This window comes from Ponticaulis profundi (assembly GCF_042659465.1).
Taxonomy (GTDB): Bacteria; Pseudomonadota; Alphaproteobacteria; order Caulobacterales; family Hyphomonadaceae; genus Ponticaulis; species Ponticaulis profundi.
Window position 1 is genome coordinate 367278 of the sequence record NZ_JBHSSW010000004.1, and the last position, 11588, is coordinate 378865.

General features: G+C 57.5%; 13 protein-coding genes. 9 read left to right on the top strand and 4 right to left on the bottom strand.

The genetic code is table 11. The features are described from left to right. Nucleotide 1 precedes the first annotated feature (1 nt). Together ACFQDM_RS05065 and ACFQDM_RS05070 are read right to left on the bottom strand one after the other, a co-directional pair. Nucleotides 2-661 carry a uracil-DNA glycosylase gene (locus ACFQDM_RS05065; protein WP_377376311.1) on the bottom strand — a complete coding sequence of 220 codons (660 nt, stop codon included), beginning with the start codon at nucleotides 659-661 and terminating at the stop codon, nucleotides 2-4. After that, entirely contained in the window at nucleotides 658-1224 is a 567-nt protein-coding gene (locus ACFQDM_RS05070; RefSeq protein WP_377376314.1) for a LabA-like NYN domain-containing protein, read from the bottom strand. Before ACFQDM_RS05070 ends, ACFQDM_RS05065 begins: the two co-directional genes overlap by 4 nt. A gap of 266 nt (nucleotides 1225-1490) precedes the next feature. Between ACFQDM_RS05070 and rpoZ the strand changes: the two genes are divergently transcribed. The 9 genes from rpoZ (at nucleotide 1491) to ACFQDM_RS05115 (ending at nucleotide 9866) form a co-directional block, all read left to right on the top strand. Then, the gene (rpoZ, locus tag ACFQDM_RS05075; RefSeq protein WP_377376317.1) at nucleotides 1491-1841 is read left to right on the top strand and encodes a DNA-directed RNA polymerase subunit omega; all 351 of its coding nucleotides are present in this window, start codon (nucleotides 1491-1493) and stop codon (nucleotides 1839-1841) included. 42 nt (nucleotides 1842-1883) lie between these two features. Then, nucleotides 1884-4127 carry a RelA/SpoT family protein gene (locus ACFQDM_RS05080; RefSeq protein ID WP_377376319.1) on the top strand — a complete coding sequence of 748 codons (2244 nt, stop codon included), beginning with the start codon at nucleotides 1884-1886 and terminating at the stop codon, nucleotides 4125-4127. Nucleotides 4128-4131: 4 nt separating this feature from the next. Next, nucleotides 4132-4716 (top strand): orotate phosphoribosyltransferase, encoded by a 585-nt coding sequence (pyrE, locus tag ACFQDM_RS05085; RefSeq protein WP_377376322.1) that lies wholly within the window; start codon nucleotides 4132-4134, stop codon nucleotides 4714-4716. Continuing rightward, nucleotides 4716-5459: a pyridoxine 5'-phosphate synthase gene (locus ACFQDM_RS05090; RefSeq protein ID WP_377376324.1), complete on the top strand. Its 744-nt coding sequence runs from the start codon at nucleotides 4716-4718 to the stop codon at nucleotides 5457-5459. Before pyrE ends, ACFQDM_RS05090 begins: the two co-directional genes overlap by 1 nt. Then, nucleotides 5456-5869, top strand: a complete 414-nt coding sequence (gene acpS, locus ACFQDM_RS05095) for a holo-ACP synthase (RefSeq protein WP_377376327.1) — start codon at nucleotides 5456-5458, stop codon at nucleotides 5867-5869. The genes ACFQDM_RS05090 and acpS overlap by 4 nt, the downstream gene beginning before the upstream one ends. A 38-nt stretch (nucleotides 5870-5907) precedes the next feature. Then, a complete protein-coding gene (gene rnc, locus ACFQDM_RS05100; protein ID WP_377376330.1) occupies nucleotides 5908-6642 on the top strand; it encodes a ribonuclease III in 735 nt (244 codons plus the stop codon). Further along, nucleotides 6632-7594 carry a GTPase Era gene (era, locus tag ACFQDM_RS05105; RefSeq protein ID WP_377376332.1) on the top strand — a complete coding sequence of 321 codons (963 nt, stop codon included), beginning with the start codon at nucleotides 6632-6634 and terminating at the stop codon, nucleotides 7592-7594. The genes rnc and era overlap by 11 nt, the downstream gene beginning before the upstream one ends. Nucleotides 7595-7609: 15 nt before the next feature. Continuing rightward, nucleotides 7610-8353, top strand: a complete 744-nt coding sequence (gene recO, locus ACFQDM_RS05110) for a DNA repair protein RecO (protein WP_377376334.1) — start codon at nucleotides 7610-7612, stop codon at nucleotides 8351-8353. A gap of 106 nt (nucleotides 8354-8459) precedes the next feature. After that, the gene (locus ACFQDM_RS05115; RefSeq protein ID WP_377376336.1) at nucleotides 8460-9866 is read left to right on the top strand and encodes an alkaline phosphatase PhoX; all 1407 of its coding nucleotides are present in this window, start codon (nucleotides 8460-8462) and stop codon (nucleotides 9864-9866) included. Between the two features lie 78 nt (nucleotides 9867-9944). Here ACFQDM_RS05115 and ACFQDM_RS05120 read toward each other — a convergent pair whose 3' ends face one another. Together ACFQDM_RS05120 and ACFQDM_RS05125 are read right to left on the bottom strand one after the other, a co-directional pair. After that, nucleotides 9945-10187: a hypothetical protein gene (locus ACFQDM_RS05120; protein ID WP_377376338.1), complete on the bottom strand. Its 243-nt coding sequence runs from the start codon at nucleotides 10185-10187 to the stop codon at nucleotides 9945-9947. A 98-nt stretch (nucleotides 10188-10285) separates the two neighbouring features. Continuing rightward, the gene (locus tag ACFQDM_RS05125; protein WP_377376340.1) at nucleotides 10286-11176 is read right to left on the bottom strand and encodes a hypothetical protein; all 891 of its coding nucleotides are present in this window, start codon (nucleotides 11174-11176) and stop codon (nucleotides 10286-10288) included. Nucleotides 11177-11588 lie beyond the last annotated feature (412 nt).

The window sequence follows — 11588 nt, forward strand, 5'->3', positions numbered from 1 at the left end:
TTTAACGATCTACGCAGGCTTTCGCCTTGGCAAAAACGTCATGGAACATCTCTTCGGTGAGGCGTCCTGTGTTCGTGTTATAGCGCGAGCAGTGATAGCTGGAGAGAAGTTCCACCGGACGCCCGAGCGGTGTGTCTTCTAACGTGTACTGAACCGCGTGACCAAACGGATATTTCGACGGTTTCAGGCCGAGTGCCCGGACCGTGCTGTCATGTGAGATCTTGCCGAGCGTCAGAAGCACTTTCAGCTTTGGCAGGCCTTTGATCCGATTGATCAGAAACGGACGGCAGGCATTGATTTCGGCAGCGACGGGCTTGTTCTCCGGTGGCACGCAGCGCACGGCGTTGGTGATCATGGCGCCTTTCAGCTGCAAGCCGTCATCCGGGCGCGCTTTGTATTCACCTTCGCTGAAGCCAAACTTGTCGAGAGTCGCGTAAAGCAGATCGCCGGCCCAGTCGCCCGTGAACGGGCGTCCGGTCTGATTGGCTCCGGTGCGGCCAGGCGCAAGACCGACGACCAGCAATTCGGCATCATTCGTGCCAAAAGATGGAACCGGCGCATTGAACCAGGTCGGTTCATCCGCAGCATTCGTTTCACGATAGGCGACGAGCCGCGGACAGAATGAACAGTCCAGCGGCGCTTCCGTTGCGAGTTGGCTCACGAGTCTGAAGAATAATCAGAATTGCCAGTTTCGCGGGGCGGGCGACCGATCAGCTGGGACAGGTCTGCCAGATCAATGAAGGTATCAGCGGCCCGGCGCAATTCATCAGAAATCATCGGGGGCTGACTTTTGACAGTCGATACAACAGTCACTCGGACACCTTTCTCTTTCACCGCATCTACAACCCGGCGCAGATCGCCATCGCCTGAGAACAGAACGATATGGTCGAGACTCGATGTCAGATTCATCATGTCGACGGTGATTTCAACATCCATGTCGCCTTTTACGCGGCGACGGCCATCACGATCGGTGAATTCGCGGGCGGCTTTGGTGATGACATTATAGCCATTGTACTGGAGCCAGTCGACGAGCGGGCGGATGGGAGAGTAGTCATCATTTTCGACAAGGGCTGTGTAATAATACGCCCGAAGCAGCCGGCCACGCTTGCGAAACTCTTCCAGCAATTTGCGGTAATCAATTTCAACGTCGATCGCCTTGGCAGCGGAATAGAGATTGGCGCCATCAATAAAAAGCGCGATGCGTTCGTTCTGGTAAAATGCCACGTTTCCTCACCCTGAAATTCAATATCTGAAATGATCGGCAGCCCATATCGGAGCTTTTAAAATCTAAACTCGTTTATGTGTTTTAGTTCATTTCGGATCAAAATGAAACATTCGTGTACGGCGTATTTTGATCGAAGTAAAACAATAGTTGCGCAATGCGGTTTGCAGACGATGTAAAGCTTATAAAGAGAATGAGAACCGGAGCTTGAATTTTCAGACCAAGCTCTGTATGAGGGTCAATCTATCTCACTAAACTGGATGGTTAAATGGCTCGCGTAACCGTTGAGGACTGCCTCGATAAGGTCGACAATCGTTTCCAACTCGTCATTCTTGCTGCGCACCGTGCCCGCATGATCCGCGAAGGATCTCCAATGGGCGTGGATCGTGACAATGACAAGGATCCAGTTGTGGCACTCCGCGAGATCGCTGAAGAAGCGGTTGATCTCGGTACGGTGAAGGAAGCCTTCATTTCCAACCTCCAGGAAGTTCGTCCGAACGAAGAACATGAGCGTGAAGAAGACGCACGTGCACTTCAGGCTGCGCCGACAACGTCAGAAGAAGACGTCATGAAGGCTTACCAGCAGGAAATCGAGTCCGCTCGCGAAGATCGCTACTAGTCAGGTCTGGTAAGTCGGCGATCTCAATGCCACATTTGAGTTATGCCCGCTGATACAGAGAATCTGACTATTCCGGCCGAAGATGACGGTCCTGTTCTTGCCCCGCCTGTGAAGGGGCAGGACGCGAAGATTATACGCCAGTATGAGCTTGTTGAACGGGTCGCTTCCTACATCCCGAATGCGGATGAGGAGCGCCTGAACGCAGCCTATGTCTATGCCATGATGAAACATGGCACGCAGAAGCGCGCGTCCGGTGATCCTTATTATGCGCACCCGGTCGCTGTGGCGGCCATTCTCACCGAACTCGAACTCGATGAAGTCTCCATCGTTGCGGCCCTGCTGCATGATACGGTTGAAGACACTGATGCGACGCTTGAGGAAATCCGCTCGCTGTTTGGGGAGGATGTCGAGCGTCTGGTCGAGGGTGTCACCAAGCTTGGTGAATTCGAATACACATCGGAAAAGTCCAAACAGGCCGAAAACTTCCAGAAATTCATCCTGGCCTCGATCCAGGATATCCGGGTGCTGCTGGTCAAGCTGGCAGACCGTCTGCACAATATGCGGACGCTTCATTTCATCTCCAAGGACGAAAAGCGCAAACGCATCGCCCGCGAGACAATGGAGATTTACGCACCACTCGCGCGTCGGATCGGTGTCTACAAATTTGCTGCAGAACTGGAAGATCTGGCTTTTCGCCATCTGAGCCCGGAAGCCTATCGCGCGCTGGAAGTTCGCATTCAGGAGCTTCAGGCCAAAAGCGCCGATGACGTTGAACGCGTGGGCAAGGATCTCAAGGCGATGCTGGAAACGGCAGGCGTTCAGGGCAGGGTGATCGGTCGCCAGAAACAGCCTTACTCGATCTGGCGCAAGCTGAAGCGCAAGGACATCTCCTTTCGTGATGTCGCCGACATTTTCGCGTTCCGGATGATCCTCAGCGATGTGGATGAATGTTACCGCATGCTTGGCGTGGTGCATCAGAAATGGTCGTGTCTGCAGGATCGGTTCCGCGATTATATTTCGCTTCCAAAACCCAATGGCTACCGTTCGATCCACACGACGGTACGGGCGGCTGGTAATCGCCGCGTCGAGCTTCAGATCCGCACAGAGGACATGAACAAGACGGCGGAGACCGGCGTCGCGGCGCACTGGTCCTACAAGAACTCGGTCTATGCCTTTGACGCCGAAGGCGCGATGAAGGTGGGTCTTGATGCGACGGCTGGTCTGACCGCGTTTGCGGAAATGGTGCATGACGGCGCCGACGCTCAGGAATTCTATGAGCATGCCAAGCTCGAAATGTATTCCGATCATGTTTTCGCCTTCACACCGAAAGGGCGGCTGATCGTGCTGCCGAGCGGTGCCATGCCGCTCGACTTTGCCTATGCGGTACACTCCAAGATCGGCGATACCTGTGCAGGTTGCCGGATCAATGGCGAGGTGCGTCCGCTGAGGACAGAACTGCGCAATGGTGACGTGGTCGATATCATTCGCGGCGACAATGCCGATGTGATCCGTGGCTGGGACGCGCTGACCCGTACGGGGCGCGCAAAATCGGCCATTCGCCGGTTGGTGCGCCTGCGTCAGACAGAGAGCTACAAACTGCTCGGTGAGCGTGCGCTGAATTCGGCGCTGCAGGTGCTTGGCGTTTCGACTGATCAGGTCAATCTGGATGAAGTCGCGTCGCGTCTGAACCTTGCCAGTGGCACGATCCTGCTGGACGCGCTGGGGCGTCAGTCGATTGATGTGAAGGACGTCATCGCCGAAGCCTTTCCTGCAATGGCGCAGGACTTCCTGCGCTCGGTTGCTGCTGTTCGCCTGAACGAAACCACAGCCAATCAGCTGATCGATATCAAGGACCTGCCATCGGCGGAGGGCCTGGAGCTTTGCAGCGACTGTTCGCCGGTGCTTGGCGACCGCATTGTCGGCATTCAGCAAAAAGGTCATCCGATCACCGTGCACTGCATTGATTGCAACCGGCTGGGTGAGGATGCAGCTCTCGAAGCGCGTTGGCTGGACCTGTCCTGGTCTGGCATGCCGCCGGGCGGGATCATGGCCACAGGTCGTATTCGTGTAACAGCGACCAACAAGCCGGGTGTTCTGGCCGACCTGTGTTCGGCGATTGCAGAGAGCAATGCGAACATTATCGGCATCCAAACCGGCGACCGGTCCATTGATTTCATGGACTTGCTGTTCGATATCGAGGTCGCAGACCTCAAACACCTCACATTGATTCTCACCACGTTGCGGTCCTTCTCCATCGTGGACAATGTGGAACGCATAAGGAATTAGCCTCTTGAACCAGGACGACGTACTCAACGCATTTCGCGAAGCCGATGCGCTCCTCGAAGGACACTTCATTTTGTCTTCCGGGCGCCGTAGCCCGGTCTTCCTGCAGAAGGCGTTGGTGTTTGCGCAGCCAAAGGTGTCCGAAAAGCTCTGTGCGGCGCTGGCCAAACAGGTCACCGAAAAATTCGGCAAGATCACTGTTGTAACAGGTCCGGCCGTGGGTGGGATTATTCCTGGCTATGAAATGGCCCGTCAGCTGGGCGCGCGCGCCATGTTCGCTGAGCGCGATGAAGACGATGTGCTGATCTACAAGCGCGGTTTTGAATTCAATGAGGATGACCGCATTCTCATCATGGAAGACATTGTCACGACCGGAAAATCCTTCCGCGAGACGGTTGAAGCACTGAAAGCGTTTCCGGGCGAAATGCTGGGCGGTGCCTGCATCATTGACCGCTCAAACGGCAAGGCTGACGTTGGCTGTGATCTGCTGGCGCTCGCACGCGTGGACTTCCCGGATTATGACCCGAATGATCTTCCGCCGGAGCTGGCAAAGCTTGAGCCTGTCAAACCGGGCAGCCGGAGAAAGTTCTGATGGTCAACCGCATTCGACTTGGTGTGAACATTGATCACGTGGCGACGGTGCGCAATGCGCGCGGCGGTGTTCATCCTGATCCGTATCGCGCCGCGCAGATCGCCGAGAAGGCGGGTGCGGACGGGATCACCATTCATTTGCGGGAAGACCGGCGCCACATCATGGATGGCGACCTGCCACGCGTGCGAAGCGCGACGGACCTGCCGATCAATCTGGAAATGGCTGCGACGCCGGAAATGCTGGACATTGCGCTGGCCTTCAAACCTGAGACGGCCATGTTCGTGCCGGAGAAGCGCGAAGAGCGGACGACCGAGGGTGGTCTGGACGTGGCCGGGCAGCACAATCATCTTGCGCCCTTCATTCGCCAGCTCAATGGCAATGGATCGCGGGTCTCTCTGTTCATAGAGCCGAGCATGGACCAGCTGGAAGCGGCAAAGTCTGTCGGTGCTGCGGTCACGGAGTTCCACACAGGACGGTTCGTTGAACTTTGCCTGGCCGGAAAAGGCGCCGAAGCCGGTGAAGAATGCGAACGCATTCGCGAATGCGCTGAAAAGGCTGTTGAGCTCGGTATCGAACCGCAGGCGGGTCATGGCCTGACCTATGACACCGTCATTCCGATTGCAGAAATTCCGCAGCTGACAGAGCTGAACATTGGTCACTTCCTGATTGGTGAAGCGGTGTTTGTGGGGCTCGACGCATCCATTCGCCGGATGCGTGAACTGATGGATGAGGCGCGCGCATGATCATCGGCATGGGGCAGGACATGGCGGACATCCGCCGGATCGAGCAAACGCTGGAGCGTTTTGGCGAGCGGTTCAAGAACCGTGTCTACACCCCGACCGAGATTGCTCTGGCAGAGCGACGCAAGCTTTCTGCTGCGACCTATGCCAAACGCTTTGCGGCCAAGGAAGCCTGCGCCAAGGCGCTGGGGACCGGTGTCCCGCGTCGCGGCGTCCACTGGAAGCATATGGGCGTCGTCAATCTGCCAACTGGAAAGCCGACGCTCGAACTGACCGGCGGTGCGGCGAAAAGACTGGCAGAACTCACGCCGAAGGGCTGGACCTCGCATGTGCATCTGTCCATTACCGACGATATGCCGTATGCGCTGGCTATGGTGATTATCGAAGCCTTTCCACCGGGGGTACAGGGGTGAAGCCAACCCGTCCAAAACGAACAAGACAACGCGCGCGTGTGAAACAGGTGTCGCGCCTGCCACGTTTGTCAACCGCACAGAAAGACCGTCTGGAAGAAGCCAATGGCTATGCCTTCAAGGATAGCGAATTGCTTGACCGTGCGATGACCCATGCCAGTGCTGTGCAGGATCGCAGCACGCGGTTTTCCTATGAGCGTCTGGAATTTCTCGGCGACCGTGTTCTGGGGCTGGTGATCGCAGAATTGCTTTTCCAGAAGTTTGAGGGCGAACCGGAAGGTGGCCTCGCGCCGCGTCTGAATGCGCTGGTGAACCGGGATGCCTGCGCCGATGCGGCCAAGAAGCTCGGCCTGCAGGAAATGCTGATCCTGGATCTGGCGGAAGAGAAGGCCGGTGGTCGCGACAAGGTTTCCATTCTGTCTGACATTTGCGAGTCCTATCTGGGTGCGGTTTATCTCGATGGTGGCTTGAAGCCGGCAAAAATGCTGATCGAAAAAGCCTGGGCCGGAAAGCTGAAAGGGCTTGGCAAACGGCCAAGGGACCCTAAGTCTGCGCTTCAGGAATGGGCGCAGGGCTCCGGCTTTGATACGCCAACTTACGAAATCGTCGGTCGGGTTGGTCCCGATCATGCCCCGGAATTTGCGGCCCGCGTCCATGTAGGCGACTTCGAGCCCATGGAAGGGCGGGGCGCCACCAAACAAGAAGCTCAGAGATCTGCTGCCAAGCGTTTGCTGGTGCAGCAGAATGTAGAAGGATTTGAGGCGGATGACGCCTGACACATCAGACCAGAAAACAACACGCGCCGGCTTCGTAGCCGTTATCGGCGCTCCGAATGCGGGCAAGTCCACGCTGGTCAACCGTATGGTTGGCACCAAGGTCGCTATTGTAACTCAGAAGGTTCAGACGACGCGCTTTCCGGTTCGCGGAATTGCGATGCTCGACGACACACAAATCGTGTTGCTGGACACACCTGGTATCTTCAAGACCAAGCGCCGACTGGATCGTGCCATGGTGCGCGCGGCGCTCTCGGGCGCTGAAGATGCCGATGCCATTCTGCACCTCGTTGACGCCACCGGCTGGGTCAACAAGGCGATGGGCAAGTCCCTGACGGCTTCTCAGAAGCGGTCGATGGAAGACGATGAGCGCGTGATGCGCGATCTGAGAGAGCTTGGTAAAAAAGCTGTGTTGGCGCTCAACAAGATTGATGAGTTCGACCATGCTGAAGTTCTGCCTGTGATCCAGAAAATGGTCGCAGAAGACATCTACACCGAGATCTACCCAATCTCGGCTGCGAATGGCGATGGTGTCGATCGGCTGGCCGCTTATCTGGGCAGCCTGATGCCAGAGGGCCCATACCTCTATGATCCGGAGCAGACGGCTGATCTGCCAATGCGGATTCTGGCGTCGGAAGTCACCCGCGAAAAGCTGATGCTGCGCCTTCACGAAGAACTTCCTTATCAGCTCATGGTCGAGACGGAGAGCTGGGAAGAACGCAAGGATGGCTCTGTCAAAATCCAGCAGGCCATTGTTGTCGGTCGCGACAATCACAAAGGCATGGTGCTCGGCAAAGGTGGACAGACGATCAAGGAAATTGGTCGTCTGGCACGTGAAGAGCTGACGGAAATGCTGGACCGGAAAGTGCATTTGTTCCTTTTCGTGAAAGTTGACGAGGCCTGGTCTGAAAAGCGCGACTCCTATGAGCCGTTCGGGCTCGATTTCGACGCGTAAGCCAGACCGTACGATATGGAATGGCGCGATATTGGCATTGTGATCGGAACGCGCCGCTTTGGCGAAAGCGGCCTGATCCTCGATGCCTTTACGCGCGACCATGGCCGCCAGTCCGGCCTGATTTATGGCGGCGCGAGTTCGAAGAAGAAAGCCAGCTTTGAAATCGGGACGTCGCTGGAGCTCGAATGGCGGGCCCGAACCGCTGATGCGCTCGGGCATTTCAATCTGAGTGAGCCAACAGCTCACCGCGCCGCGATCTCGATGGGCTCACGACTTGCCTTGTCTGCGCTGCAATCGGTAACCGCGCTTCTGAATTCATCTCTGCCGGAAGGTCATTCCTATCCGGCGCTCTTTGACGCGACCGAGACCGTGCTGGATCATCTGGGCGATGAAGAGCTCTGGCCACCACTCATGGTAAGCTGGGAGGTCGGTTTTCTGCGCACAGTCGGATATGGCCTCGACTTCACCAAATGTACGGTTTCGGGCCGCCGTGATGGGCTTTCTCATGTCAGTCCGCGGACGGGCCGGGCGGTTTGCGGCGCAGAAGTGCCGGAATATGTCGACAAGCTGCTCGAGCTGCCTGGCTTTCTCGTCGACAGCTCGGCAGATGCGAGTGCTGCCGCAATCGGTCAGGGCTTCCGCCTGACCGGCTATTTCATCGAGAACCGGCTATATGCTGAAGCCCATCAGCCACCGCCGGGCTCACGCGAGCTGATGCTGCGCCGCCTTCAGGACAAGGGCCTGATCTCGTTTGGCTGATCACACACCGATCAAACAGGACAAGCATCCCGAAATGTCGTGAAGCTGTCATCAAGGCCGGTTACCACGCCGCATAATCCCAAAAGCCGATTTCAGGAGATGCGATATGCAGGCGACCCGACGTTCCTTTTTCAAGACAGCCATGTCGCTTGGTGTTGCCTCATCTGCCTATCCTTTGCTGACGGCGTGCAGCGCGGAAGGTGAAGCCGCCACCGGCGCTGCAAAAACGATGGATCTGCAGGCTGATCCGAATGGACTGCTCGATTTGCCACCCGGCTTTACCTACACGCAGCTTTCTGTCGCTGGTGAGGTGATGGATGACGGTCTTCACGTGCCGACCTCGCATGACGGGATGACCACATTCCCGATTGAAGGCGATGCCGACCGCTGCCTGCTGATCCGCAATCATGAAATGAGTGCCGACGATCAGGACGAAGGTCCTTTCGCGGGCATGACATCGGTCAGCGATGACATTCGCGACAAGGCCTATGACATTGACGCAAATGGACTGCCGCTACCGGCGGGCACGACGACGCTGGTCTTCAACATGAAAACCCAGCAAATCGAAAAGTCCTGGATGTCGCTGGTCGGGACAATCCGGAACTGTTCTGGCGGCATCACGCCATGGGGCAGCTGGCTCACCTGTGAGGAGACGCTGCAAAAGGCGGACGACAACATTTCCAAAGACCATGGCTATGTCTTTGAAGTGCCATCGAGCGCCAGGGGTCTCGTAAAGGCCGAGCCGTTGAAAGCCATGGGCCGGTTCAACCATGAAGCCACGGCGACCGATCCGCGGACCGGCATTGTCTATCAGACCGAAGACGCACACGACTCCCTGATCTATCGCTTTCTGCCAGAGGCCAAAGGCGAGCTGCACAAGGGCGGACGCCTGCAGGTTCTGGCCCTGAAAGACCGGCCGCGTGCAGACACCCGCAACTGGTATAATCCCGGCACCTACCGCATGGGCGAGCGCTGGGCGGTGGAATGGCTCGACATTGATGGCATTGATGCGCCGGATAATGATCTGCGCCTGCGCGGCCATGCCAAAGGCGCAGCCCTGTTTGCGCGCGGCGAAGGCATGTGCCTGGCGGTCGAGAAAACCGGCAATGCCATCTATTTTGCCTGCACGTCGGGCGGTGAAGCCGAGTGCGGACAAATCTGGAAATACACGCCGGGCGATTTTGAAGGCACATCAGATGAAGCCTCTGCGCCGGGCATGCTGACGCTTGTGGTTGAGAGCACAAATGCCTCTGAAATGGAGATGTGCGATAACATTGTGGCCTCGCCCTGGGGTGACCTCGTCGTCTGTGAGGACGGGCCGGATGATGAATTCGTGCGCGGTGTGACGCCGGAAGGCCGGATCTACACCATTGCCCGCAACGCCCATCCCGATCAGGCCGAGTTTGCCGGTGCCTGCTTTGCTCCGGATGGCGAAACCCTGTTCGTCAACACGCAAGGCCCGCACGCGACCTATGCCATTCGTGGCCCCTGGGCGAAAATCGCACGCGCCTGATCTGTCAGGTATTGCGACCAAAGAAAAAGCCTGTCAGCTGGGGTCTGACAGGCTCTTCTTCGGGGTTCAACCGTGGTCCTAGGACCAGACGGGTTTCGGGGCTTTGTCCTTGCGTTTCCAGTATCGATTGCGCATGCGCGGCGCGGTAAGGCGCGCGAGAATGGCGCCGCCGATCAGGGCAGCAAGGGCAGATGCGGCGATACCAATGCCGATATTGGCACTGGATTGAGCCAGCGCGAGGGTGAGTAACAGTCCTGCGCCAAAGATCACCGCATTATAAAGGGCGAACAGCAGGACAGAGAGATGCGTCTTCGTCGTCATGATGTGTTCTCCTTCCTTGCCTGATGAACGCAGAGATTGCGGAGGAGTTCCGTTACGCCGATCTGCGCGCGCCCGCCGGTTCGATGAACGGGCGGGGATCAGAGACTGCGAATGACCGGGGGATCGGGTGGTTTGAAGGCGCGAAAGCCGGGCAGGGCGGGCGCTGCTTTTTCAGCGCCGCGCAGACCCAGCCGCTCCAGCACCGCATAAGCGCGATAATGCAGGGCGTTGATATCGGCCTGCTCGGCCTCATCCTCGGTGGAATAATAGAGCGCTTCGGGTGGGAGCCATTCGCTGAGGGGCTGAAAATAAAGCGGGCTGAGCGCCGGGGCGTCCGGTGCTGGGCTGGCGGGCTCTGGTCGGGCAAGGGCTTTGCGGGCCAGTCGCTCGGCCATGTCATCAGCCCGCGCCAGAATGCGTGGCAAGCGTGCCAGCCGGGCATAAAGCTCGGGCACATCGATCAGGGCGAGCGGGTCCGGGCGAAGCGCCGGGCGACTGCGCGATGACTTTGACGATCGGGAGAGGCCATTTGGTGTGGTGATGGAAAAGGAAGGCAGGCTGACCCGGCCAAGCGCCTCATCCTTCTGGATCTGATCTTTCTTCACCAGCCAGTCAGGCGGGGAGTCCTCATCCGGCAGGGGCGTGTGGGATTGGCGATGCGGCGCGTGCGAGGCAAGGCGCTGCGCGAACAATGCATCGGATTGGGCCTGTTCAACCAGCATGCCCGCCATCCACAGAATGAAGGCGCGCAACATGTATTCCAGGCGTCGGACATGGGTGTGGAGCGCCTGTGCGCAGCGATGCTCCATCTGCGGCGGATCGCCGTGAAAGCTGTGATGGGGGTGAAACGCGCTGAAGGAAGACGGGTGTCTGTCCGGTACAAGATGGGTATCGAAAAGGGTGTGAAGGCCCGCAATAAACCCGGAGAGCCGCTCCGCAAACGGGGCGAGCAGCGTTTCTGCAGTCTGGGGATCAGGCGCGTTCGACATAGCCCGGAGTATGGGGCATGCGCGGCGGTGTGGGATTAGTTTTTGTTTCGTTTTGTTTTCGCCTCCTCACCCCCGGCCCCTCTCCACCAGAGGAGGCGAGGGGGGCGCGGTTCGATGGGGGACTGACTTTAACAGGAGCTGAGTGAGGCGCAGATCTGGCAAACCAATTCAATCTCCCGTTTTCGGGGAGCTTGTAAAATTCCTCCCAGCACAAATTGTGAGCTGCTGTACATTGGGTTAACGCGCGCATGGTATTTCTCCGCCTCGATTGACCGCAATCTTAACGGGAAATTGCTAGTCCTCATTCGAATTCCAGAACGGGAGTTTGTGATGTTGACGAAATACCTTGCTGGGGCGCTTTTAGCGTCGCAAATAATTGTAACGCCGGCAGCATTCGCTGCCATTCCAAACG